The organism is Deinococcus sonorensis KR-87 (assembly GCF_040256395.1).
Taxonomy (GTDB): domain Bacteria; phylum Deinococcota; class Deinococci; order Deinococcales; family Deinococcaceae; genus Deinococcus; species Deinococcus sonorensis.
Map to the genome: position 1 here is coordinate 344,235 of NZ_CP158300.1, position 23,854 is coordinate 368,088.

The following is a 23,854-nucleotide window of genomic DNA, read 5'->3' on the forward strand; positions in this document are numbered from 1 at the left end:
GTCAGGCTGACCAGACGCCCGGTGTCAGCGCCGTTTCGGGCGCCGAAGGGGGAGACCCTGTGCCTGGTGGTAGGCCGTGAGCAACTCACTGGAGATGCGTCCCTGGTGCACTGCCCGTTGCACAGCGCAGCCAGGTTCCGTGGTGTGCGTGCATTTGCGGAACCGGCAGTGCGCCGCGGTGTCCTCAATCACCTGGAACCCGACCGGCTGTCCTGCCGGGTCCCACACGGCGATGTCCCGCAGGCCTGGATTATCAATCAGCAGGCCACCGCCCGGGAGCGGGTAAAGGGTCCGGCTGGTGGTGGTGTGGCGTCCCTGTTGATCGGCGTCCCGGACCGGGCCGGTCAGCGCGACCTGCTGGCCGAGGAGCGCGTTGGTCAGCGTCGACTTGCCGACCCCCGACGAGCCGATCAACGCGGCGGTCACGCCGGTCTGGAGATACTGCTGCACCGCGTCCAGCCCGTGTCCCGCCGCGGCGGCCACCTCATGAACAGGCACGTCGGGCGCCACCGTCCGGATCTGGGCCATCCACCGCGCGGGGTCGTTCACCAGATCCGTCTTGTTCAGCAGCACGACCGGCTGTGCGCCGCTCACGTGAACGGCCGTGACGTAGCGGCCCAATCGGGGCAGATCCAGGTCAGTGCCGGGTGTCGTGACGATGAACACCACGTCCACGTTCGCGGCGATGATCTGCTCGGACATGCCACCGTTCACGGCCCGCGTGAACTGCGTGCGGCGCGGCAGCAGTTCCACGATCCGCAGGGTCGGCTCGCCAGGGAGCCGTTGGACGATGAGCCAGTCGCCGATGACCGGCTGGGGCGGCTGCGCTCCGGCCGCCTGTCTGAGGGTGCCGGCCAGCAGCGCCTCCTCCGGCCCGCGGGCGGTCCAGACCTGATAGGTTGCGCGTTCAACGCCCACCACCCGGCCCAGTTCATGTTCAGCCTGCGAGGCCGGGGGAAGGGCGGCCAGGAACGTGCGGGCGGCATCGACAAAAAAGTCGGTCAGACCCAGGTCCTGAAGCGAGCGGCTCACGGACGACATGGGGACGGCGCACCGAGGAAAGCGCGGGATGTTCGAGGAAGCCACATATCCTCAGGGTACGCCACCGCCAGAATGCAGGCGGAAGCGTCACCGGGCGATTTGCTCATTCGGGCTCCAGCGGGTCGCGGTGGGCCGCCGCCTGCCGGGCCTGCGTGATGGCCTCGCGGTGCTGCTCGGCCCATTCCCACACGCCACAGAAGGCGGCGCTGAGGCTCCGCCCGATGTCCGTGAGCTCGTACTCAACGCGTGGTGGGACCACCGGATAGATGGTCCGGACGACCAGCCCGTCGCTTTCCATCTGCCGCAGCGTTTTGGTCAGCATTTTCTGGCTGATATCGCCCACCAGGTCTCCGAGGCGCGTGAAGCGCAGCCGTCCGTGCTCTTCCAGGGTCTCCAGAATCAGCATGGTCCATTTGTCCGCCACCCGTCCGATGATCTCCCGCACCAGGGCCGCCAACGCCGCGTCAGCCGGCGTTGGGGAAGGCGCCGGGTCTGCGGCCGCGTGGTGGGTGTGGTCCGTCCGTGTCTCCAGCATGGCTTCACTCTCCCTCAGGTAAGTATAGAACTTTCGGGTGCCTACTTTCCAACGGTAAGTGTGGAGGCTAAGCTGATCAGCAGGAGGAACAGCATCATGCAGATCACCGGAAACACCATGCTCATCACCGGGGGCGGCTCCGGCATTGGCCGCGCGCTCGCGGAAGCCTTTCACCAGCTCGGCAATACGGTCATCATTGCGGGTCGTCGGCAGCAGGCGCTCGATGAGGTCACGGCCGCCAACCCAGGCATCATCCCGGTCGTCCTGGACGTGAACGATGCCCACGCCATCCATGAGGTCGTCGGCCACCTGGTGCAGACCTACCCCGCGCTGAACGTGCTGGTGAACAACGCCGGCGTGATGCGCGCCGAAAGTGTCCATGATCTGCCGGGGATGCTCCGCGTGGCTGAGGAGACCGTCACCACCAACCTGCTCGGGCCGATCCGGCTGACCAACGCGTTGCTCGGCCATTTTCACCAGCAGGCGCAGCAGGACCCCCATCACCGCGCGGCGATTCTGAACGTCACGTCGGGCCTGGCGTTCGTTCCCCGGGCCGACACGCCCACGTACAGCGCCACCAAGGCGGCCCTGCATTCCTACACCGAAGGGCTGCGGGCGCTCCTGCGCGGCACCACCACCCAGGTGATTGAACTGATCCCGCCGCTCACCGCGACCGAACTGACGCCGGGCCAGTCGGCCAACCCACGGGCGTTGCCGCTCGAGGCCTACATCCGTGAGACGATGGCGCTGCTGCAAAGCCAACCGGACGCCACCGAGATCATCATCGAACGGGTCAAGTTCCAGCGGTACGCCGAGCGCGAGCACCGCTATGACGAGGCGTTCCGCACCATCAACCCGTGAGAGACGGCCACTGGAAGTGGGCGTCCGAACCCGGATACCGCTCATTGCTCAGATGACGGCGTGGCGGGCAGGAACCAGGACGAGGCAGGATGAACCGGCGTCAGCCTGGGGCCGGGTCCGTCAACCCTGGACGTCGATTCTGAGCTGTTGCACCACGTGGCCTGCCGGACAGATCAGGCGACACTGAATCGCCGGCTCTGCGGTCCGGACAGCCGCACCGGGCGGCTCTGACTTCAGCACGGCGCGGTGCCGTTATCCCACCTGGTCCGCCGGCGGATCATCCATCAGGGTCACCAGGCGCTCTGCCGCGTCAAACCCTTTCACGACGTACGCGTGCGCGCCCATCTGCACCGCCTGCGCCGCCACGACCGGGTTGTCCTGGCCGCTCAGCACCACCACGGGCGCCCCTTCCACCAGCGCCAGGGCCCGCTCCAGCAGCTCCAGCCCCCACCCGTCCGTGATGTCGAGATCCAGCAGCAGCAGCTCGTAGGGCCCGGCCGTCCAGCACTGCACGGCGTGGGCGAAGGTCTGGGCGTGTCCCACCTGCCACTGCACGCCGGCCAGCTCCAGCAGTTCCGTCAGCAGCAGGGCGTCCGGCAGGTGGTCCTCGACCAGCAGGACCCGCTTCACCCTCGGCCCCAACAGCTTCCCGGAGGCTGCTTCACCGTGGAAGTTCCCTGGCGCCACGTTCGGGGCGGAAGAGAGGCCGTTCCATCGCGGCGCATGTCCGGCACGGTGGCGCTGAGCTGACCCTCGGCCCAGCCTCCTGCGTCGGCGGGACGGCAGGCCCTGAGCCGTCCCTTCCAGCGCACGTTCATGGTGTGGGGCCTTTTGGCAGGGTCAGAAAGAAGGTCGTGCCTTCGCCCTGGCGACTCTCCAGCCACAGCTGGCCGCCGTGCCGTTCGACGATCTTCCGGGCGATCGAGAGGCCGATGCCGCTGCCTTCGTAGCGGTCACGGTTGTGCAGCCGCTGGAAGATGGTGAAGATCCGCTCGAAGTACACTGGCTCGATGCCGATGCCGTTGTCCCGCACCGCAATCCTGACGTGATCCCCCAGGTCCTGCGCCTCCACCTGCACCAGCGGCGCCCGGTCCGCGTGGCGGAACTTCAGGGCGTTGCCGACCAGATTCTGAAACAGCTGCCGCAGCTGCGTGCCCTCGCCGGTCACGCGGGGCAGCGGACCCACCTGCACCTGCGCCGCGCTGAGCTGCACCTGTGCCTGCAGGTCCTGCTGCACCTGCGTCAGGATGACCTGCAGGTCAACGATGTCCTGCCGGGGGACGCCCGCCCCCACCCGCGAGAAGGCCAGCAGGTCCTGCAGCAGCGTCCCCATCCGGGCCGTCGCGTCGCCGATCACCCGGATGTACATGTCGGCCTTGTCGTCCAGCTGCCCACCGTACTTCATCGCCAGCAGCTGCGAGAAGCTGGCGATGGTCCGCAGCGGCTCCTGCAGGTCGTGGCTGGCCACGTACGCGAACTGTTCCAGCTCCTGGTTGCTGCGCTCCAGGTCCCGGGTGCGCTGCATGAGCTGCGAGGCACTCGCCGCGCGTTCCAGGGCCAATGTGAGGCTGCGGGTGGTCGACTCCAGCACCGCGCGGTCGACGCCGGTCCAGGCCCGCTGCGCGAACAGGACCGTGATGAACACGCCCACCACCTCCCCCTGTCGCAGGACCGGCAGGGAAGCGGTGGTCCCGACGTGCTGCACCATCGACTCGGGCGTGTCGCTGCCCCGGGCGTACTGGTCCTGGTACAGCGCCTGCCTCGTGAACCACGGCACGTCCACGCTGGGCGTCTCGCCCACCGGGGGGCCGGCGTCGATGAACGCCTGCAGGTCCGGATGGCCGACCGTGCCCACCTGCACCCGGTTGCGCCAGCGCGCCCCGTCCCGCTCGTAATACAGCGCGTAGCCGTCGCCCAGCAGCGACATCACCACCTCCTGCGCGCGCCGCACCAGCTCGTGGCGGTCCGCGTCGGCGCTCAGGTCCCGGGTCAGGTCGGCGAAGCCCTCCAACGCCCGGGTGCGCGCCTCGAGTTCCGCGTTCCGCTGCTCCAGCTGCCGGGCATTCCCGGTGCGCTCCAGCGCGAGCGTGAGGCTGCGCCCCAGTGCGTGCATCAGGGCGCGGTCGCGGGACCGCCACTGATCCCCGACCCGCAATCCCACCGTGAAGATGCCCAGCACCTGACCGTCCACCACCAGCGGGTAGATGCACACCGGTCCGAACATCTCGGTGTGCTCGACGCCGTCCCGCTCCGGGTCCCACCCGTCGATGAACACCGGTTGCCGGCTCTGGAACGCCTGGGCGAAGGACGGCACGTCAAGGGGCAGGCCCGCTCGGATCTGCTGCACAAGCACCGTTTCGAGGTTCGGCGTCCACACCCGCGCCTTCCACAGCGGCCCCTCGCGTTCGTAGTAAGCGCTGCTGTACGCCTTGAAGTGCGCGTCCATCACCTCGAACGCCTTGCGGCTCAACGCAGACACGTCCGTCTCGTTGGCGACCAGCTCGGTAAAGGCCGTGAACACGTCCAGCGCGGCAGCCTGATCGTCGAGCTGCCGGCTCCGCTCCTCCAGGCCCAGCAGGTGGACCTGCCGTTCCAGGGCGAGTTCAAGCGTGCGGCCCACAGCGCGGACGACCGCCTGATCGCGCGGCACCCACTCGCGGCGCCCGCGGACGACCAGGCTCAGGATGCACGTCACCGCGCCGTTCACGGTGATCGGGACGTGCGCGGCCAGTCCATCCGCCCCGGCAATCTGCCGCTGCTGCACACTCTCGTAGGTGGTGAACACCGCCCGGCCCGCCTGCACCGCGCTGGCGACGAACAGGGCACTGCCGGGCATACCGGCGGTCAGACGGGTAACCGCGTCAGGGCTGAGATCTTCGCTCCAGGCCCGCAGTGTCCACCGCTCAGCGTCCGGCTCGGAGTACATCACGCTGCTGTCCGGGAACTGCGCGCGCAGCGCCGCGATCGCCAGCTGGACGAGCGCCGGCCGGTCGGTGCCCTCGCCCACGGCCTCGCTGAAGGCGACGAACGCCTGATAGGCGGAGGCGTCCTGCTCCATCGCCTGACGGCGGTCATCGAGCTGACCTTGCAGGGTGCGGGTGAGCGTCGCCCGGCTCAGCGCGATGGCGCACTGGGCACCCAGGGTGCGCAGGAAGTAACGTTCCTGCCGCGTGAAGCGGTGCGGTTCACTGAAATCCAGCACGATCACGCCCAGCGGCCGCTCACCCAGCAGCATCGGGAGGACGGCGGTGGCCACGGGCGTGGCCGCCCCGGAATGCCCTTCCAGGTCCGGGTAGGCGCGGGTCAGCTCTCCCTGATGCTCGAAGAACAACGGCTGCTGCCGCCTCAACGCGTCCACGCTGGGCCCGTCCCCGTTCAGCGGCCTGTCCTGCCAGATGGTCGGCGCTCCCGCCTCTGCGCCCCGGGTGGCCATACGCTGCAGGTGCTCCCCATCCGCGCTGACCAGCAGCACGGTGCCTGCAATGGCGTTCAGGGCATGCAGGGCCGGCTCCAGGATGATGTCGAACACCTCCTGAGGCGTGGAACTCGCGGCAAGTTGCTCCGTTACACGCTGCAACTGGGCGATCAGCTGATCCGGGGCGGTCTCCGCCCCGTCGCCTTCAGCGTGCGGCACGGCACTCCGCTTCCGAGTTCCGGGTGCCAAGGGCAGCGGTGTCCAGTCCGCTGGCCCGGCGCGGGACGGCCGGCCAGGTGCTGGAAGATCTGAACAGATCCTGAAACGTGTATGGACCATCAGCCGCGCCGAGATGGCTTGGTTGCTGGGCTGAGGGCCGCGGCCGGTTACGGTCGGGGTGGCGCGGCGACCCGGTGTGGACAGGAGCCCGAACGCAGGCGGGTGAGTTCACTTCTCTGAGATGACCTTTCAGAGCAGGGGCCAACCGACATGCGGTCCGGGGCAGAGGTCGAGACGGCGACCTCCGGTCCTGGTTGCCAGGCCGCGCGTGATCCTCACCTTTCCTTGCCGTCACTGGCACGCCCGCGTAGGGGGTAGCAGAGCGTGTGTTCTGTGCTGGGCCATCCGATTCGCTTCCCTTTCCGTCCGCCGATTGCTCCGGCCGAGCATAGCAAGTCCCTCAACATCACCGGGTGGGCACTTGGGCGCCATCAGGACACGGTTAAGACTGCTCCAACGTTGGCACAATCTGGTGCATCCCCTGACCTGCCGGGCCGGCACTGAGCGGCAGCAGCGGGCAGGGGTCGGCCAGTCGGACGCGCATCGCGGTGGGTATCTTCAGAACCGCCAGGGGCAGCAAAACCAGCGATGATGACAGCCATTGAGGCTGCCGCAGCGTCTCTTACTCGCCCAGGACAGGCTTGGATGGCCCTGCTGATGTCCAGAGCTCCTTCTGGTGCCGTCCTACGGGCAACGGGCCTTCAGCCCTCCACACGCCCATACCGCGTGAGCAGCAGGTCGCTCAGCGCCTGCCATTCGGCCTGCTTCCCGGCCGGCAGCTGACGCCCGACGGTGGTTAGAAAAGCGCCCAGGTCGCGGGGCGTCAGGGTGGCCGGGGTATGGCCCAGCTGACCGGCGGCCTCGGGGATCAGCACCTCGGCCATCGGGCCGATCAGGCGCGTCAGGTTCCAGTGCAGGTCCTCGGCAAACGCCTCTCCCAGCGGGGCGTCCTGCGGGGCCGCCCGGCCCAGGGCCAGGGCCAGGGTGTCTCCGCCCACCACCGTGCCCATCATGGTGTCGAAGGCGGCCAGGGCCCCGGCCGCATTGCGGTCCAGGATGGCCCCCACCAGCGCCTCGTGGATCACGTAGAGCTCGCCGAACCGCCCCTCGGCAATCAGCTGATGGCTGACGTAGCGCAGCACGTGCGACACCGGGGTGTGAATGGCATGCAGCAGCCGCACCATCACCGGGTTGCCCGCCGCCCGGGCGATGGCAAAGTGCAGGGCCAGATCCGCCTGTACGAACCGTTCGGGGTCGCCGCGGGCCTCCTTCATCTGGGCCAGCACCTGCCGCAGTTCCTGCTGGTCGTCCGGCGAGGCCCGCTGGGCCGCCTGGGCGATGGTGTAATGCTCCAGCGCCTGCCGGGTCTCCAGAAAATCGAGGGCTTGCTGCTCGCTGGTGACCGCCCCCAGCCACAGGTTCACGCTGGGCGGCTGCTCGGCGGCTTCCAGGATCAGGGTGCCGCGTCCCGGCCGGGCGTCCACGAGCCCCGCCGCCGACAGGATACTGATCGCCTCACGCACCGCTGAGACGCTGGTGCCGTACTGCTGGGCCAGTTCGCGCTGGGTGGGCAGCGTATCGCCCGGGCGCAGCTTGCCCTGGTGCAGCAGGCTCTGGATGTGATGGGCGATGTTCTCGCCCAGCGACAGTTTCTCCTGTGGGTCGAGATTGAAGGGCGAGGCGGTCATGGGTCCCGCCTCCCGCCGGGCGGCACCGGCCCCGACTTCAGGGCTCCCGGGTGCGGCCTCAGGCGGCTCATGGCCAGCGCCAGGCTGGTGCGCAGGCGATCGAGCGCCTGGGCCAACTCGCTGAGTTCAGTGATCGAGCGGCCCGCGAGCGCCAGCGACACCGGCTCGCCCAGCTCCCCCAGGCTCAGGCGGTCGGCGGCCCGCGTGAGCTGAACGATCGGCCGCACGATGCGCCCGGTGGCGCGCCACGCCAGCCCGGCCGCCAGCAGGGCCGCCAGGAGGCACGCGCCGACCACCAGCCACTGCTGCCGGCCCAGCAGCCGTTCGATCACCGCGTTGTTGACCCCCACCCCCAGCTCGAAGATCAGTGGTCCGGCCGGAGCCGCGTCGCCGGGCAGGCGCACCAGCCGCTGTCCCTGGCGGTTCTCGTAGACGCCCACCCGGACCACCTGATAGACCCGCTCGCCCGGCGTCATGGCGGCAGCTACCCGGTTCAGCCGCTCGCGCACCGCCGGGTCCTGCACCTGCTGGGCGGCCTGCCGGTACAGCTCGGCCCGCCGGTCATCAAACACGAAGCGGTGGTCGCCGGGGTCGGCGGCTTCCGCCGCGTCGTAGGCGGCGCGTAGCGCCCAGTCGGTCTCGGGGGACTTGGACCGGAAGAACCTGAGGCTGTCTCCGGCGGGCCGCACGTCCACGAACGCCACGTTCTCCGCCGTCACCGCTGCCTGCAGCTGCGCCGCGACCTGCGAGAGGTCCGACACGTCCAGGGTGGTGGCCAGGATGCGCGCCACGGTCCCGGCCAAGCTGTCATCAACGGCGCGCAGGGCACTCATCCGCTGGGCACCCAGCAGCAGCGCCACGAACAAGCCCACCGCCATCACCGGCAGCACCGTGATGGCGAGCAGGCGGGCCAGCAGCCCCCGGCCGGCCGGCGTGGCGGTCGACCTGAGCTGGGCGGCCTTGGCCTGCCCTTCCTGGGTCCGGATGGTCTGGAACACGCCTCATGGTAAGCCCAGGCGCGCCCCTCACACCACTCAAAACATTGAACCGAGTTCAATCATCTGAACAACGGACCGATTGACTTAATCAGGCGTTGGCGCATACACTCATTCAAATTCAATCCAGTGTTCTTTCCGCTCCCAGCGGCGCTCTGTGGTGTCTGTTGGGCTCGCCTCCCGTGCTGTCTTTACCTAAGGAGTCCCATGCGTCACCTGACTGCCGTTCTCGCCCTCGGTCTGTTGAGCGTCACCCTCGCGGAGAAGGTGGCCACCCCCATCCCTATTGGCATCGCGGTCGCGCAGACCAGCAACACGGCGCTGCTGGGCCAGGAGCAGGTGATCGGGGCCCGCTTCGCCGAGAAGTACATCAATGCGCGCGGCGGCATCAACGGCACGCCGATCAAGCTGGTGTTCCAGGACACCGGCGGTGACGAGGCCGGGGCCATCAACGCCTTCCAGAACCTGATCACCAAGGACAAGGTGGTGGGTATCGTCGGGCCGACCCTCTCCCAGCAGGCCTTCAGCGCCGACCCGATCGCCGACCGCGCCAAGGTCCCGGTGGTCGGCCCCAGCAACACCGCCAAGGGCATTCCGCAGATCGGCAACTTCGTGGCCCGCGTCTCGGCGCCGGTCTCGGTGGTGGCGCCCAACGCCGTCAAGCAGGCGCTGAAGCTCGACCCCAAGATCAAGAAGGTAGCCGTGCTGTACGCCCAGAACGACGCCTTCTCGACCTCGGAGACCACCACCTTCCAGCAGACCGCCAAGGACCAGGGCCTGACCGTGGCGACCGTGCAGAAGTTCCTGACCACCGACAGCGACTTCACCACCCAGGTGACGGCCGTGCTGAACGCGGGCGTCGACCTGGTGATCGTCTCGGGCCTCGCCAACGACGGCGGCAACCTTGTCAAGCAGCTGCGGCAGCTCGGCTACAAGGGCAGCATCATCGGCGGCAACGGCCTGAACACCAGCAACATGTTCCCGGTCTGCCAGCAGTACTGCGACGGCATCATCATCGCGCAGGCGTACAGCCCGGCCCAGCCGAGCGCCAACAACCAGCTGTTCGTCAAGGACTACACCGCCCAGTACAAGAAGGCCCCGCCGCAGTTCGCCGCCCAGGCCTTCACCGGCGTGCAGGTGGTGGTGGACGCCCTGCGCGTCATCGACCGCAAGAAGAAGCTCGGCGAGTGGGAGCTCGCGGACCTGCGCGTGGCGCTCAACACCCAGATTCTGGCTGGCAAGTACAACACCCCGCTGGGCGCCATCTCCTTTGACAAGGAGGGCGAGCTGCAGCAGCAGGACTTCTACGTGGCGCAGATCAAGATGAAGGACGCCAAGACCGGCAGCTTCGTCTTCCTGAAGTAAAGAGCGGCCGGTGGCCTGCTCCCCGGCCCAGGCGTCGCGGGGAACAGGCCACCTTTCTTGAAGCGCCTCGTCCCTTCGGAGGACTATGACGGACCTGCTGCAGAACCTCATCAACGGGCTGGCCATCGGCAGCGTGTATGCCATCTTTGCGCTCGGCTACACGCTGGTCTTCTCGATTCTCGGCATCATCAACTTCGCGCACGGGGCGGTGTTCACGCTCGGCGCGTATTTCACCTACACGCTGGTGGTCGGGCAGTTCGAGAACAACGGGCTGATCAAGGGCCTGAACCTGTTTCCCGTCGGCTCACCGTTTCACGGCAGCGCCTGGGCCTTCGCGGCGGCGGCATTGATCGGGGCGGTGCTTTCAGGGCTGATCGCCGTGGTGATCGAGCGGCTGGCCTTCCGGCCGATGCGGTCACGCGGCGCCGACCCGCTGCTCGCCCTGGTCAGCAGCCTGGGGGTGGCCCTAGTGATCGTCAACCTGATCCAGATTCTGGTGGGCGCCGAGAGCTACAGCTTCCCCGGTGACATCTACGGCGACCTCAAGCCGGCCATCATCTTGCATGTGGGCGGCAAGCTGGTCGTGGTGCGCACCGTGCAGGTCATCATCTTTGCGGTCAGCATGCTGCTGCTGCTGGTGCTCGGGTACGTGATCGGGCGCACCCGCGTCGGCAAGGCGCTGCGGGCGGTGGCCGAGAATCCCGGCACCGCGTCGCTGCTCGGCATCAGCGTCAGCCGCTTCATCGTCATCACCTTCTTCCTGTCGGGCTTTCTGGGTGGCCTCGCTGGCACGCTGGTGAGCACGGCCTTCAGCGTGGCCGGGCCGTACTTCGGGGTGGCCTACGGCCTCAAGGGGCTGGCCGTGATCGTGCTCGGCGGCCTGGGCAGCATTCCCGGCGCGGTGGTGGGCGGGCTGGTGATCGGCCTGTTCGAGGCGTTCGTGCCGGCCGAATACAGCGCCTACAAGGAAGCGGTGGCCTTCGCGCTGCTGTTCGTCATTCTGCTGTTGCGCCCCCAGGGTCTGCTGGGCCGCGCGCAGGTCCAGAAGGTCTAGGGCATGGACTTCCTGCAGACCTACGGCTTCCTGATCGTGACGATGCTCCAGCAGGGCCTGCTGGGCCTGAGCCTGTACTTCCCGCTGATGGCCGGGCAGCTGAGCCTCGCCTCGCCGGGCTTCTATGCACTGGGCGGCTACATCGCGGCCATCATCCTGACGCAGCCGCAGTTCGCCGGCTGGCGAGACGCGCTGGGCAACTGGGTCTTTCCGGTCACCTGGCTGCTCGCAGCGCTCGCCTCGGCACTGCTGGGCCTGATCGTCGGGGTGCCGGCGCTGCGGCTGCGCGGCATCTACCTCGCGCTCGCCACCATCGCCTTCGTGCAGATCCTGCAGGTGCTCAGCCTCAACCTCAGCATCACCGGCGGGGCCATCGGGCTGTTCGGCATTCCGCAGGCGTTCGGGTTCGGTGACCGCTGGCAGTACATCTGGATTTTTCTGCCCACCGTGATCGTGGTGCTGCTGTTCGCGCACAAGTTGCAGGGCTCCCGGGTGGGCCGCGCCTTCCGCGCCATCCGTGAGGACGAGCTGGCCGCCGACGCGATGGGCATCCCGCCCACCCGCTACAAGGTGATGGCCTTCGTGATCGGCGCGGTGCTGGCCGGGGTGGTGGGGGCCATGAGCGCGCCGTTCCTGAACACCTGGAACGCCCGCCAGGGCACCTTCGACGCCTCGATTGCCTTCCTGGCCTACACCCTGATCGGCGGCAGCCGCAGCATGTGGGGCCCGCTGCTGGGCGGCGCGCTGCTCGCCAGCCTGCCGGAACTGCTGCGCGGGCTGGCCGACTGGCGGCTGGTCATCAACGGGTTGGTGCTGGTGGTGGCGAGCCTGTACCTGCCGCAGGGCATCGTGGGGGCGCTGCTCCGGCTGCGGCGCAAGGCCCCACCGAAACGGCCCGCCACCGGCCCGGCCCCCCTGGGAGACACGCCATGACGGCTGTGGAACAGGAAGCGGTGCTGAGCGCCAGCGGCCTGACCCGCCGCTTCGGTGGGCTGGTGGCGGTCAACAACGTGTCGTTCGAGGTGCGGCGCGGCGAGATCTTCGGGCTGATCGGGCCGAACGGGGCCGGCAAGACCACCCTGTTCAACCTGATGACCGGCCTGACGCCGCCGTCCTCCGGGCGGCTCAGCTACGCGGGCCAGGACATCACTGGGTTCGCGCCGCACCGGGTGGCGGCCCTGGGCATCGGGCGCACCTTCCAGAACATCCGGCTGTTCCGGATCCTGAGCGCCCTGGAGAACGTCAAGATCGCTCAGCACGCGCGCACCCAGGCCGGCCTGCTGCGCGGGCTGACCGGCCGGGACCGGGCCGAGGAACGCAACGTCGAGGAACGGGCCTGGGCGCTGCTCGACCTGGTCGGCCTCACCGATCGCGCCGGGGAAGAGGCGGGCAACTTCAGCTACGGCGATCAGCGGCGGCTGGAAATCGCCCGCGCCCTGGCCCTGCAACCCCGGGTGCTGCTGCTCGACGAGCCCGCCGCCGGCATGAACACCAGCGAGAAGGGTGAGCTGACCGGCTTTATCCGGCGGGTGCGCGACGAATTTGACCTGACGGTGATGGTGATCGAGCATCACGTGCCGCTGGTGATGAACCTCTGCGACCGGGTGGCCGTGCTGAACTTCGGTGAGCTGATCGCGGTGGGCGACCCGGCCAGCGTGCAGAAGGACCCGAAGGTGATTGAGGCCTACCTGGGCGGATGAAGGCCTCCACCCGCTGCCGGTCGAACAGGGGAGAGCGCCTTCTTCCCATCCCCTCTCTGAAGGAGATTCACGCGTATGGCTCTGCTGGACATTGAAAACCTGAGCGTCAACTACGGGGCCATCCAGGCGGTGCGCGGCCTCTCGCTGAGCGTCGAGGAGGGCGAAATCGTGACCCTGATCGGGGCGAACGGAGCGGGCAAGACCAGCACGCTGCGGGCCGTGTCGCGCATGCTGCGCGCCCGTGAGGGCAGCATCCGCTTTGCCGGGCGCGAGCTGAGCCGCCTGCCGCCCGACGAGGCGGTGCGCCTGGGCGTCGCGCAGAGTCCGGAAGGGCGGCAGGTGCTGGCCCGCCAGAGCGTGCAGGACAACCTGGAACTTGGCGCGTACACCCGGCGCAACGCGGCGGAGATTCGCAGCGACATCGAGCAGCAGTACGCCCGCTTCCCCCGGCTGCGGGAGCGGCGGCACCAGATGGCCGGCACCCTCTCCGGCGGGGAACAGCAGATGCTCGCCATCGCCCGCGCCCTGATGAGCCGCCCCCGCCTGCTGCTGCTGGACGAACCGAGCCTGGGCCTGGCCCCGATCATCGTGCTGGAGATCTTCGGCATCATCCGGGAACTCAACGCCCAGGGCGTGACCATGCTGCTGGTGGAACAGAACGCCAAACTCGCGATGCAGAACAGCCACCGCACCTACGTGATGGAGGCCGGGCAGGTCACGTTCAGCGGGCCGTCCCAGCAGATGGTCAGCGACGAGCGGGTGCTGCACGCCTACCTGGGCGGCTGAAGAACCGGTGAGGCTCTGCCCGTGCCCGGTGTGGCCGCGTAGAATCGTGCGGTGAACGAGCGGGCGCTGGTGCTGGGGGGAGGCGGGTCGTCCGGCCAGGCCTGGTCGATCGGGGTGACCGCCGGCCTGTATGACGCTGGGCTGGACGTCCGACAGGCCGATCTGATCATCGGAACGTCCGCCGGGGCGACAGTGGCGGTTCAGCTCAGCGGCGCGGACGAGCCGCCGTCGCTGCTGGCGTCCATCCTGGCTGCGCCGGGTCCGGTCACCGCTGGGGGCCGTGTCCCGAACCGGCCGGTGATCGAACAGCTCGAGCGAACCGGCCGGATCATCGCCGCCGCCGAGGATGCGCCCGACATGCGCCGCCGGATGGGCGCGGCGGCGCTCGACCTGGAGGCCGCGGCGGACGGCTCCTGGGCACCGCGCTGGCGCGCCATCGTCGCCGCCCGGCTGCCCAGCGCGCACTGGCCGGCAAGGCCCCTGCTGATCACGGCGGTGAACGCCCGCACCGGTGAACCGGTCGTGTTCGACCGTCACAGCGGCGTGGACCTCGCGGACGCGGTGGCCGCCAGCACGTCCAGCGGCCTGCCGTACCCCATCGGGGGCCACCGCTACATCGACGGTGGGTACCGGCGCAACGAGAACGCCGATCTGGCTGCAGGATACGCGCGGGTGCTGGTGCTGTCCCCCTTCGGTGGCCGGTCGCGGCACCCGCTGGAGTGGGGCCTGCACCTCGCCACGCAGGTTGAGGACCTGCGCGCGGGCGGCAGCCGCGTGGAACCCATCGTCCCGGACCCCCAGGACGAGCACTTGTTCGGCGCCCAGGCCATGGACCTGTCGCTGCGGGTGCCGGTCGCCCAGGCGGGGTACCGCCAGGGACACGCCCTGGCCGGACCGCTCACTGAATTCTGGCGCTGACGCCTGTGCGCCGGTGACGTGGGCCTCCAGGTGCAGCCGCAGTGAGGTGCGCGGTCACGGGTCTCCATGCCGGGCCCACCGTCACTGGGTCCGCAGCACCGGTGCATCCTGCCTCGTCAGGTGATTTTGTCCACCTGAGTGGGTGCTTTTGATGGTTTCGGGCCTGCGCCTGAGCACCTACAGTGCAGGCATCTCGATCTGCGCCAGACAGGGGTGGACCGCGACACGCACCACATGGAGGGATTCATGGCGACACTGACACCGGAACAGACCGCGGCATACCATGAGCAGGGCTATCTGCATGTCCAGGGTTTCCTGAGCCCGGAAGAGGCCAGGGCCCTGCGGGAGGAATGCCATGCGCTGGCCACGCGGCTGCAGGCACAGCGCAGCATCGAAGCGACCTGGGGCAGCGCCCAGCAGGTCACCATGGTCAAAACCCAGCTGCTGCACTGCCATGACGTGCAGTTCCACGCCGCCGCCTTCACCCGGCTGCTCGCCGACCCCCGTATCGGGGGCGCCGCCGCGGACCTGATCGGCCCGAACGTGGAACTGCACCACAACAAGATGTTCATCAAGCCGCCGGAGAAAGGCTCGCCGTTCCCCCTGCACCAGGACCACCCGTTCTTCCCGCACGAGAAGCACAGCATGATGGCGGTCATCCTGCATTTCGATGACGCGCCCGAGGAGAAGGGCTGCCTGCGGGTGGTGCCCGGATCACACCACCAGGGGCCTCTGGAGCACATCGAGACGGGCGGCTGGCACCTCTCCACCGACGAGTATCCGCTGGAATCGGCGGTGGCGGTGCCGGCCAGGGCGGGCGACGCGGTGTTCTTTTCATACCTGACGATTCACGGCTCGGGAGTGAACGTCAGCAACGAAGCGCGCACAACGCTGCTGATTCAGATGCGCAGCGCGGACGACCGGCCGACCGTCGACACGCACCCGTCCCGCGGACAGGGCATGATGCTCGCCGGCATTCACTGAACCCCGGCGGGGAACGGCAGGGTGGTCCCAGGGAGGGGTGGGCGACCCGCTCTGAGGTCTCCCATGACTGGGAGCGGCTGAACGGAAGCGCAACGCTGCTCAGGGTGGACGCCGGCGGATTTCGGTGGGCGCGTGCCCCAGCGACGTGCGGATGACGCGGCTGAACAGCCGGGCATCCGGAATGCCGACCTGCTCGGCGATAATCCGGATTGGCAGCGTGGTGTTGTGCAGCAGGTGCCGGGCGCGTTCGACCCGCCGCTTTCGGATATAGGCGACCACGGTCATGCCGAGCGAGGCGCGAAACTGCCGGGTCAGGTGATTGTGCGACACGTGTACGGCCGCCGCGAGGTCACGGACCGTCAGCGGCTCGTTGAGGTGCAGTTCGATGATCGCGCGCGCCCGCACAACGCACGGGGGGTGGGCGTGCACCTCAACCGTTCCGAGCGGCGTGCGGTCCGCGATCTGCCACAGCACGTCCCACAACCGCACGTCGGCGCGGGTGGGATTCATGGAAAAGGCCCTGGACGCGTCCTCTAGGGCCCGGTTGACCGCTACGAAATCCTGGCCCAGGTCCTGCATGGCGGGCACCGTGACGGCCGGTGCCAACTCGGTGGTCTGAGCGAAGTGAAAATGGGCGCAGAGGTGTTCTGAGCGGTGCGGGAAGGTATAGACGGTTTCCACCCCCGGCGGGATGAGGCTGACATGTCCGGGCCTGATCGGCAGGTCGTGCTGCTGAACGGTGACGGTGCCGTGATACCGGTAGATGTGCAGCGCCCAGTTCCCGAGCAGCTGGTGGCGTTCTGTTCTGTTCGGCCCGTGAATCCCCACGCCGATGAAGACCGCTTCGGGCCGCAGGTGCAGCGGAATGGAGACGTGAAGCGGCGTGGAGAGCATGCGGTTCCTCAAGGGTGGCGGTGGGTGATGGAGCCGAAGAGCGCGTGACGGTGACCGCTCCACTCTAGGACAGCGGCACCTGCGCTCAGTGAGTGGGAGCGCTCGACCGGCCAGCGACTTTGCAAAGGGGCCGCGCGTGGTCAGGATCAACGCGGCCAGCGCAGGGGAGATTGCTTTTGAGCATTTGCCCGGTTTTCGGCAGCAAGGTGGCATTTTAACTTTTCCATCTGTGCTTTTGACTGGCAGCATCATTCCCGGAAATGTGGCCCTGCGGGATGCGCCCTCCCCGTCACGTTCTGGCGTCCGGGTGCACATTCTTGGCAATGTTGCAGACGTTCGCCGCGCTGCTGGCGCTTCAGTCCTGGCCCCTGTCCTGGGTGGCTGATTCCGCTCACCCACCCGGGGCTCTCACTTCGGCCCTCCTGGGCTGGCGATAAAGCTCCACTGGCCGCTGAGGGCCCCCGACATGTCGCTCAGCGCATCTTTCGAGCCGCTGATCGAGCCTTTCGTGACGCCTATCTTCACGCTGGTCGTGATGGAGACCCCCGCGTCCACCAGGCCGTGCTGACCCCAGGTGACGTAGGTGCCCTGCTGGGAACTCACCCCGGTGGTGGTGCCCGGCACGCTCACGCCCTCCTGAATGCCCACTGTCACGGTGTATTCCTGGCGCCCGAACTTCTCGGAGATCTGCCCGAAGGCGCCGATCCAGCCGGGCGAGGTGGCACTCAGGGTCAGCGTGTCGCACGAGATTTCGAAGCTCAGGACGCTGACGCTGTAGGCGAGGCTCAGGCCGTCGAAGACCGCCTTGCACGGATCGGCGCGCTTCAGCGTCAGGTCGCCGGCGACCTGCTCCGCCGTGCCGGATACCCCGCCGTCCACGCAGAACGACTGCACCGTCTGCACGTCGCGCGCCCACGCCGCCGCAAGCTCCACATACCCCAGCCAGCTGCTCACGGCGGCCGCTTCCGCCTGCAGCGAGGCCCGCTCGTGCCACAGGCCGTCACTGTAGTTCGCGGCGAGCGCGCTGACCAGCCGGTACCGGGCCTTCATCAGGGCCCCGAGGTTCGGCGCGTTGCCGTGCATCGCCTCACGCCAGCGGTCGTTCTGGGTGGCGAGCGCCGCCGCACACGCCGAGAGGTTGCCCTTCAACTGATCCAGGATGCAGCCGCCTTCACAGTGGAAGAAGTCCATGTCCACCTGCGTGACGGCGAGGTCGGACTGCTGCCACGCGCTGAGCAGCGTCCGGACCTCCGGTTCGTCGTCCACAGAGAGCACGGCCCGCCAGATCGCCGCCCGCCGCTCCTGCACCAGTGGGGAGGCCGGCGGCCGGGCACGCAGCCGCGCCTCCACATCGCTCTGCCGCTGCGTGATGGCGACGAGGCGCTGTGCGAGGTCGGCCGCCAGCTTCCGGTACGGGTCGGCGAGGGCCGCCGCATCGGCACCCGAGCGGGGCAGCCGGAGGTTCGGCAGCGAGACGTCCTGCCCGTGGGTGAGGTCGAACGTGAAGGCGGCCGGCAGGTGCGACTCGGCGGCCGGGCGGCTGGCGGTTGCGCCCGGCGTGCCGGACGATGGGGCCACCTCGCCCGCCGGACCGGTCGGCGTCTTCGGGGGCGGGGTGCGGCGCAGCCCCGCGCGGGCAACGGTCGCGGCCTGGGCCGGCTTCCCCTCACAGGTCAGCACGCGCGCCAGCCCCAGACGGGCCTCGGCCAGCCGCGGCTCGGCAGTTGTGGCAGCGGTCAGGGCAGTCTCCGCTTCCTTCCAGCGGCGCAGGTCAGAGAGGGCCAGGCCACGGTTGGCGTTCAGCGTCGCTGTGGACGACCAGCCGAGCGCGCCGGGGCCGCCCTTGCCGAGCTTCCCGGCCGCCTCCAGCACGACCAGGGCCTCGCCCGGCATCCCGAGCGTTTCGAGCACGCCGCTGAGATTGACGAGGTGCTGGGGATTGTTCGGCTCCAGGCGCTGGGCGGTCAGGAGCGCGGCAAGCGCCGCGTTCGGCTTGCCAAGCATCGCGGCGGCGAGTGCGGCCCGGGACGCGTTCCCGGCATTCCCCGCGTCGCGGCTGCTCTGGAAGGCGTTCCACCCCGCCGCCTCATGCTGCTCCAGCCAGCCCTGCGCGTGCTTGAGCGCCTCAGCCAGCGATGTGGGAACCTCCGGCGTGGCCAGGGGAGCGGCGTTCGCGTAGTTCGCGCGCATCTGTGCGAGCGTGTGTTCCATTGTGGCGCGGTTCGGATCGTCGGCCTTCATGGACGCGACGAGCGCTTCCATGCCCCGGTAGGCCTGCAACGCATCGGGCGACACCTTCGACGTGTCGAAGCCGCTGGGCTCGCAGGCGGCGAAGCTCGGCAGGACCGCGACGTAGCTCGCCTCGGGCGGCAGGGAACGGGCGTCACTCCAGGCGCGGGACGGGACCGGGGCGGCGAGCGCGGTGGAGGTAAGCGCCAGAACCAGCAGGAGCCTTCGCTTCATGCCCGTACCGTATTCAGCTGGGCATGGCTGCGGGATGGCATCAGGGGCGTGCCTGAGCACGAGGGGCAAGGCGCGCCTTGTTCCAGGGGTGGCACCGCACAGGCAGCCTCTGCGGTTGTCGGGCATGCCGCTTCTCCAGGCAGATCTGCTGATTTCGGCCGGCAATCATGATCAACCCCGGTCTTGACAGCCCAAAGGTTTAGGCCTAAAGTCTCGGCATGTCAGACGAGGGACACGACAGGCGGCGCGAGCAGAGCTTCCGGCGTCCTGCCATCCTCAGCTGGCTGCGACTCGCCCTGGTCGTTCAGCGGACCACGAACGACGCACGGCCGCTGTTCCGGACCTTCGACCTCACGGGCGCCCAGTTCGATGTGATCGCACAGATCGGCGCCCACCCCGGCCTGCCCCAGCATCAGCTCGGTGCCCAGCTCCGGGTGACGGAGGGCAACGTCAGTCAGCTGATTCAGACCCTCGAACACCGGGGCCTGGTGGAGCGCCGTGTGGACGGCCGGTCCAAGCGCCTGTTCCTGACCGCGCGAGGCCGCGCCCTCTTCGATCAGGTGGTGCCGCAGCACGAGGACTGGGTGGCCGAGCGCTTCAGCGTGCTGACGGCGGAGGAGCAGGCGGAGTTGCTGCGTCTGCTGCACAAGCTCGACCGTGCGCACCGGGCGGATCCGCAGCTGGACCCCGCCCCTTCCTCAAGCGGCCCACCACCTTCCGGCCAGCTTGCTCACCAGGATGACCCCGCACCGCGCGGCTGACCCCAGCCAGTTTCCTTGCCTGCGCCGCCCCCCGAAGCCCTCATCAGGAGTCTCCATGCAACTTGGCATCGACAGTTTCGCCGCCGTGGTCTCGGACCCGGCCACCGGGGTCACCCTCGGCGCGGACACCCGGCTCGCTCACCTGCTCGAAGAGATCACGCTCGCTGACGAGGTGGGTCTGGATTCCTTCGGGGTGGGGGAGCATCACCGGCAGGAATACCTGGACGCGGCGCCCGCCCTGATTCTCGCAGCGGCGGCGGCCCGGACCCGGCGCATCCGCCTGACGAGCGCAGTCACGGTACTCAGCGCCGACGATCCGGTGCGCGTGTTCCAGCAGTTCGCCACCCTCGACCTGCTCTCGGGAGGGCGGGCCGAGATCGTGGCGGGGCGCGGCTCCTCCATTGAGGCCTTTCCGCTGTTCGGCTATGACCTCGGCAACTACGACGCGCTGTTCGAGGAGAAACTGGGCCTGCTGCTCGCCCTGCGGGAACAGACCCACGTCCACTGGTCCGGCCGCTTTCGCGCGCCGCTGACCGGACAGGGGGTGTACCCCCGGCCGCTTCAGAACCCGCTGCCGATCTGGCTGGGCGTGGGCGGCACGCCCGAGTCCTTCGTGCGTGCGGGGACGCTGGGCCTGCCGCTGATGGTGGCGATCATCGGCGGGGACTTCCGGCGATTCCGGCCCTTAGTGGAGCTGTACCGCGAGGCGGGCCACCGGGCTGGGCACCGCTCGGAAACGTTGCGGGTCGGTGTACACGCCTTCGGCTTCGTGGGGGAGACGGCACGGGGGGCCGCCGATGACTTCTACCCCGGGTACGCGCGCCTGCTGACCACCATCGGCCGCGAGCGCGGCTGGGCGCCCCCCAGCCGCTCAGCTTTCGATGCCGCGTGCGGACCGGGTGGGCCCTACCTCATCGGCGACGTGGCGGCGGTAACCGACAAGGTGCATTACGTGAGGGAGGCGCTAGGGGGCGTGAACCGCCTGACCTTCCAGATGACCAATGTGCTGATGCCGCACGACCGGATGTTGCGGTCGATCGAACTGCTCGGCAGCGAAGTGGCTCCGCTGGTGCGTCAGACGGCACCGCATCCGGAAGCTGTTCGTTAACCATACTGGACCCCACGGTCCCGTACTCTCAGCCCATAATCTCGACTGGACCTCCATTCCTGGGGCTCATCGCCACCCGGTTCGGCGATGCCTGCCTCTGTTCTGAACGCCCTTCCGCGCCGCCACCGTTTGCCCGCCCACCCACGACCAAGGAGAGCACCATGACGAACCCCAGAATCGCCGTCATTATCGGCAGCACCCGCGACACCCGCTTCGCCGACAAGCCCACCGAGTGGTTCATGAAACGCGCTTCGGCCAGGACCGATCTTGACTTCGAGGTGCTGGACCTGCGCGACTTTCCCCTGCCGTTCTTCAACGAGGTGGCGTCCAACGCCTGGGCGCCCACACAGAACGAGGTCGGGCAGCGCTGGCAGCGCACGCTTGCCGAGTTCGACGGCTTCGTGATCATCACGGCCGAGTACAACCACGCGCCCACGGCTGCCCTTAAGAACGCCCTGGATTACGCGTATCCGGAATGGAACAAGAAGCCGGTGTCTTTTGTCGGCTACGGATCTGTGGGCGCGGCCCGGGCCATTGAACACCTGCGGGGGATCGCGGTGGAATTGCAGATGGCACCGTTGCGCACCGCCGTGCACATCCAGGGCGGTGACTTCATCGGAGTGTGGCAGCAGGGCAAAAGCCTGGAGGAGCTGACGTACCTGGAGCCGGGGGTCACGGCCCTGTTCGAGGAGCTGGCGTGGTGGGCAAATGCCCTCAGGACAGCGCGAGAGATGACGACCCCGCCCCAGGAAATTCAGGTGTCCTCCTCCTGAACTTGAGGTCAGCCGCCTCCGATGGAAGAGCTGCATTGCTGGAGCACGGCGTGTTGTGCTGCGTTTGGGCCCGGGGAGGGGCGCGGCACTGTGGGGCTTGGCAAGACCTTCCAATCCACACGACCGGAAGAGTGACGGGTTTCAGGCCATCAGCTGCATAGGCGTGTCAGGACGTCCCGCTCCTTCCCGGAGCGGGACGCTCATTTTTTGTCCTGCAGCGTGTAATCGCGCCCGCCGATGCGGACGAAGCCGGTGCTCATCTTCTGGCCGTCGGTGTCGGCCAGGAACGCAAAGGAGCGCACCACCCGGCCATCTGCATACTTCAGTTCCAGCGTGTTGCCCACAAAGCGGTAGGTGCCGCTGCTGCTGCGGCTGCTCTGGGCGGTCACCCCGCCGGTCGTGGTGCCGCTCGAGGTGCCAGTGTCGGTGAAGGTCGAGCTGAACCCGCCGGACGAATCTCTCGTGAAGCGGCCGTCCGGCGAGAAGCGCAGGAAGGCCTCGGAATAGCTGCTGGTCATGCCGCCCATCCCGACCGAGCCGGAGAAGCTGCGGTACGCGCCGTTCAGCTTCAATCCAGCGACACTGCGGATGGGAATCAGGGTGGTGCCGCCCAGGTCATACCGCCCGTCCGTTGTCTTCCTTAGCGGCCTGGGCTTTCCCGCGCCGATCCTGAGCTGACCGCCCTGAAGACTGTAGACCTCGCACAGCGGCAGGCCGTTGAGCTTCGTGCGCGTGCAGTCGGCGTCCCCCAGCCCGGTGTCCGGCTCGCGGGTGTACACGTACCCGCTCTTGTCGAAGATGTAGAAGTCCCAGCACAGGCCGCCGCAGTACCCGCCCACGTCCATCTGCCAGCTGGCGTAGGCGCCCGAGAGGCCCCCCGATCCCTTGGGTGGTGCGGGCGCCTTCGCCGTGCCGTAGCGGGGGAGAGGTGTGGGTTTCACCACCGTCGTGCAGTCCACCTTCCGGGCATCGACGCGCCGCTGGCCGTCCTCACTCTCCTGATAGGTGGCGCTCTGACCGTCCCAGGGGCCGCCGGTGAAGTCCACGTCGCTCCAGTCCTCGTCCTGGTCGCTCAGCACGTCCACGGTGTAACGGCCCTCACCGCCGCCCACCCGGTACCGTCCGCCGGTGAGAAATTCCAGCGTGCCGGCGCTGGTGCCCTTCCCGTCGGAGGCGACACAGGGGTACTGGCCGACCTTGGGGGTTTTGAGCCCGAATTCAAGTTTCGCGAGGTTCTCGCGCGCGCCCGCCTGATAACACACGTAATCGCGCTCCTGTGCCCCGACGTTTCGCAGGCTGAAGTCCTGCCCCTCATCGCCGAAACTCAGGTAGCCCTCGTCGGACCCGCCGAGCGGACCGCCCTGCCAGCCAATCTTGCGCAGACTGCCGTCCTTGCGCACCGCGAAGGTGCCACCGCCCGCGGCCGTGCGGTACGCCGTGCCGTTCAGGATTTGCACGATGAGGTGGGGCCGCGCCACATCGTCGCCCTGCCGCTCCTCGTAGCAATGGAACTCACCGGGGATCAAGGCGTCCTCGGGGTGACCCCCCGCCTTGACGAACTCGGCGGCGTTGAGCGTTTTGATGGCGGGTAGGGTGGCGGGGCCCGGCGTGGGCTGGGGTGCCGGTTTCGCCTGCGTGGTCGCGGTTGAGGCATTCGGCGTGGTGGAAGGTTTTGCCGTTGCCGCACCCTTCGCCACGTCCACCGAGTCTGCGAGGGCGTTCAGGCCTGCCTGGTATTTCTCCACGAGGGCGAGGCTGGACGCCTGATAGAGCAGCAGCACTGCCCGGCGCGTCTGTCCCTGCCCGAAGGTGCCCGCCACGTAGAAGCGGTACTGTGGCTCGCCCGATTGACCCATGATCACGGCGGCCTGTGACAAGACCGTCTCGCCATCCTGCGCCGTATTCGTCTCGATGGGCGTGGTGTTCAGCACCTGCACGTTCTGGTGCAGGCCTGCCACGCGCGCCTCGAACCAGGGACGCAGGTCCCCTGTGAGTGGCGCGTCAGGGGACAGCAGAATGAAGGCGGTCTGGCCAGCGGGCAGGTCACGGGGTGTGAAGGCCAGGACGCCTTTCTGGAGTTGCGCTGTCCAGCCTGCCGGCACACGGTACGTGAGGTTCCCCAGGGTGGGCGTAGACTGTGCAAGGGCTGTTGCAGACAGCCACGCAAGCACCAGGCACCACATGAACCAAAACCGCCAAGCACGCCGCATTGAATTCATCCTGTCCTCCAGCAT

General features: G+C 68.4%; 20 protein-coding genes. 11 read left to right on the forward strand and 9 right to left on the reverse strand.

Annotated features, from left to right (window positions below; translation table 11 throughout):
• Positions 1–24 precede the first annotated feature (24 nt).
• Both rsgA and ABOD76_RS21615 read right to left on the reverse strand, forming a co-directional pair.
• A complete protein-coding gene (gene rsgA / locus ABOD76_RS21610; RefSeq protein WP_350245430.1) occupies positions 25–1,032 on the reverse strand; it encodes a ribosome small subunit-dependent GTPase A in 1,008 nt (335 codons plus the stop codon).
• Positions 1,033–1,144: 112 nt separating this feature from the next.
• On the reverse strand, positions 1,145–1,576 hold the full coding sequence (locus ABOD76_RS21615) for a winged helix-turn-helix transcriptional regulator (RefSeq protein ID WP_380129769.1): 432 nt from the start codon (positions 1,574–1,576) through the stop codon (positions 1,145–1,147).
• A gap of 96 nt (positions 1,577–1,672) precedes the next feature.
• On the opposite strand from ABOD76_RS21615, the gene ABOD76_RS21620 reads away from it, so the two are divergent.
• On the forward strand, positions 1,673–2,437 hold the full coding sequence (locus tag ABOD76_RS21620) for an SDR family oxidoreductase (RefSeq protein WP_350245431.1): 765 nt from the start codon (positions 1,673–1,675) through the stop codon (positions 2,435–2,437).
• Positions 2,438–2,689: 252 nt separating this feature from the next.
• Here ABOD76_RS21620 and ABOD76_RS21625 read toward each other — a convergent pair whose 3' ends face one another.
• From ABOD76_RS21625 to ABOD76_RS21640, 4 genes are all read right to left on the reverse strand, one after another.
• Positions 2,690–3,067 carry a response regulator gene (locus tag ABOD76_RS21625; RefSeq protein ID WP_350245432.1) on the reverse strand — a complete coding sequence of 126 codons (378 nt, stop codon included), beginning with the start codon at positions 3,065–3,067 and terminating at the stop codon, positions 2,690–2,692.
• Positions 3,068–3,251: 184 nt separating this feature from the next.
• A complete protein-coding gene (locus tag ABOD76_RS21630) occupies positions 3,252–6,071 on the reverse strand; it encodes a GAF domain-containing protein (protein ID WP_350245433.1) in 2,820 nt (939 codons plus the stop codon).
• Positions 6,072–6,832: 761 nt separating this feature from the next.
• The gene (locus ABOD76_RS21635; protein ID WP_350245434.1) at positions 6,833–7,819 is read right to left on the reverse strand and encodes a FadR/GntR family transcriptional regulator; all 987 of its coding nucleotides are present in this window, start codon (positions 7,817–7,819) and stop codon (positions 6,833–6,835) included.
• On the reverse strand, positions 7,816–8,817 hold the full coding sequence (locus ABOD76_RS21640; RefSeq protein ID WP_350245435.1) for a HAMP domain-containing protein: 1,002 nt from the start codon (positions 8,815–8,817) through the stop codon (positions 7,816–7,818). The genes ABOD76_RS21635 and ABOD76_RS21640 overlap by 4 nt, the downstream gene beginning before the upstream one ends.
• 204 nt (positions 8,818–9,021) lie before the next feature.
• Here ABOD76_RS21640 and ABOD76_RS21645 point away from each other — a divergent pair, with 204 nt between their 5' ends.
• The 7 genes from ABOD76_RS21645 (at position 9,022) to ABOD76_RS21675 (ending at position 15,621) form a co-directional block, all read left to right on the forward strand.
• Positions 9,022–10,179 carry an ABC transporter substrate-binding protein gene (locus ABOD76_RS21645; protein WP_350245436.1) on the forward strand — a complete coding sequence of 386 codons (1,158 nt, stop codon included), beginning with the start codon at positions 9,022–9,024 and terminating at the stop codon, positions 10,177–10,179.
• Between the two features lie 85 nt (positions 10,180–10,264).
• Entirely contained in the window at positions 10,265–11,233 is a 969-nt protein-coding gene (locus ABOD76_RS21650; protein WP_350245437.1) for a branched-chain amino acid ABC transporter permease, read from the forward strand.
• A 3-nt stretch (positions 11,234–11,236) separates the two neighbouring features.
• Positions 11,237–12,166, forward strand: a complete 930-nt coding sequence (locus ABOD76_RS21655) for a branched-chain amino acid ABC transporter permease (protein WP_350245438.1) — start codon at positions 11,237–11,239, stop codon at positions 12,164–12,166.
• A complete protein-coding gene (locus ABOD76_RS21660; protein WP_350245439.1) occupies positions 12,163–12,933 on the forward strand; it encodes an ABC transporter ATP-binding protein in 771 nt (256 codons plus the stop codon). The genes ABOD76_RS21655 and ABOD76_RS21660 overlap by 4 nt, the downstream gene beginning before the upstream one ends.
• Before the next feature lie 75 nt (positions 12,934–13,008).
• Positions 13,009–13,719 carry an ABC transporter ATP-binding protein gene (locus ABOD76_RS21665; RefSeq protein ID WP_350245440.1) on the forward strand — a complete coding sequence of 237 codons (711 nt, stop codon included), beginning with the start codon at positions 13,009–13,011 and terminating at the stop codon, positions 13,717–13,719.
• A 51-nt stretch (positions 13,720–13,770) separates the two neighbouring features.
• Complete coding sequence (locus ABOD76_RS21670; protein ID WP_350245441.1) at positions 13,771–14,637, forward strand: patatin-like phospholipase family protein; 867 nt, start codon at positions 13,771–13,773, stop codon at positions 14,635–14,637.
• Between the two features lie 246 nt (positions 14,638–14,883).
• A complete protein-coding gene (locus tag ABOD76_RS21675; protein WP_350245442.1) occupies positions 14,884–15,621 on the forward strand; it encodes a phytanoyl-CoA dioxygenase family protein in 738 nt (245 codons plus the stop codon).
• 99 nt (positions 15,622–15,720) lie between these two features.
• Here ABOD76_RS21675 and ABOD76_RS21680 read toward each other — a convergent pair whose 3' ends face one another.
• Entirely contained in the window at positions 15,721–16,515 is a 795-nt protein-coding gene (locus tag ABOD76_RS21680) for an AraC family transcriptional regulator (RefSeq protein ID WP_350245443.1), read from the reverse strand.
• Positions 16,516–16,923: 408 nt separating this feature from the next.
• A complete protein-coding gene (locus ABOD76_RS21685) occupies positions 16,924–18,978 on the reverse strand; it encodes a hypothetical protein (RefSeq protein ID WP_350245444.1) in 2,055 nt (684 codons plus the stop codon).
• Positions 18,979–19,196: 218 nt separating this feature from the next.
• Between ABOD76_RS21685 and ABOD76_RS21690 the strand changes: the two genes are divergently transcribed.
• The 3 genes from ABOD76_RS21690 to ABOD76_RS21700 all read left to right on the forward strand — a co-directional run bounded on the left by ABOD76_RS21690 (position 19,197) and on the right by ABOD76_RS21700 (position 21,620).
• Positions 19,197–19,739, forward strand: coding sequence for a MarR family winged helix-turn-helix transcriptional regulator (locus tag ABOD76_RS21690; protein WP_350245445.1), 543 nt, complete (start codon positions 19,197–19,199; stop codon positions 19,737–19,739).
• Positions 19,740–19,794: 55 nt separating this feature from the next.
• Positions 19,795–20,847, forward strand: a complete 1,053-nt coding sequence (locus ABOD76_RS21695; protein WP_350245446.1) for an Atu2307/SP_0267 family LLM class monooxygenase — start codon at positions 19,795–19,797, stop codon at positions 20,845–20,847.
• Between the two features lie 161 nt (positions 20,848–21,008).
• On the forward strand, positions 21,009–21,620 hold the full coding sequence (locus tag ABOD76_RS21700) for an NADPH-dependent FMN reductase (protein ID WP_350245447.1): 612 nt from the start codon (positions 21,009–21,011) through the stop codon (positions 21,618–21,620).
• Positions 21,621–21,820: 200 nt separating this feature from the next.
• Here ABOD76_RS21700 and ABOD76_RS21705 read toward each other — a convergent pair whose 3' ends face one another.
• Positions 21,821–23,578, reverse strand: a complete 1,758-nt coding sequence (locus ABOD76_RS21705) for a hypothetical protein (protein WP_350245448.1) — start codon at positions 23,576–23,578, stop codon at positions 21,821–21,823.
• Positions 23,579–23,854 lie beyond the last annotated feature (276 nt).

Excerpts from the sequence above, each read along its gene's own strand:
- ABOD76_RS21695 (WP_350245446.1), top strand. The coding sequence starts at position 19,795 with ATGCAACTTGGCATCGACAGTTTCGCCGCCGTGGTCTCGGACCCGGCC.
- ABOD76_RS21685 (WP_350245444.1), bottom strand. The coding sequence starts at position 18,978 with ATGAAGCGAAGGCTCCTGCTGGTTCTGGCGCTTACCTCCACCGCGCTC.
- ABOD76_RS21615 (WP_380129769.1), bottom strand. The coding sequence starts at position 1,576 with ATGCTGGAGACACGGACGGACCACACCCACCACGCGGCCGCAGACCCG.
- ABOD76_RS21660 (WP_350245439.1), top strand. The coding sequence starts at position 12,163 with ATGACGGCTGTGGAACAGGAAGCGGTGCTGAGCGCCAGCGGCCTGACC.
- ABOD76_RS21655 (WP_350245438.1), top strand. The coding sequence starts at position 11,237 with ATGGACTTCCTGCAGACCTACGGCTTCCTGATCGTGACGATGCTCCAG.
- ABOD76_RS21700 (WP_350245447.1), top strand. The coding sequence starts at position 21,009 with ATGACGAACCCCAGAATCGCCGTCATTATCGGCAGCACCCGCGACACC.
- ABOD76_RS21680 (WP_350245443.1), bottom strand. The coding sequence starts at position 16,515 with ATGCTCTCCACGCCGCTTCACGTCTCCATTCCGCTGCACCTGCGGCCC.
- ABOD76_RS21650 (WP_350245437.1), top strand. The coding sequence starts at position 10,265 with ATGACGGACCTGCTGCAGAACCTCATCAACGGGCTGGCCATCGGCAGC.
- ABOD76_RS21690 (WP_350245445.1), top strand. The coding sequence starts at position 19,197 with ATGTCAGACGAGGGACACGACAGGCGGCGCGAGCAGAGCTTCCGGCGT.
- ABOD76_RS21675 (WP_350245442.1), top strand. The coding sequence starts at position 14,884 with ATGGCGACACTGACACCGGAACAGACCGCGGCATACCATGAGCAGGGC.
- ABOD76_RS21645 (WP_350245436.1), top strand. The coding sequence starts at position 9,022 with ATGCGTCACCTGACTGCCGTTCTCGCCCTCGGTCTGTTGAGCGTCACC.
- ABOD76_RS21665 (WP_350245440.1), top strand. The coding sequence starts at position 13,009 with ATGGCTCTGCTGGACATTGAAAACCTGAGCGTCAACTACGGGGCCATC.
- ABOD76_RS21635 (WP_350245434.1), bottom strand. The coding sequence starts at position 7,819 with ATGACCGCCTCGCCCTTCAATCTCGACCCACAGGAGAAACTGTCGCTG.
- ABOD76_RS21620 (WP_350245431.1), top strand. The coding sequence starts at position 1,673 with ATGCAGATCACCGGAAACACCATGCTCATCACCGGGGGCGGCTCCGGC.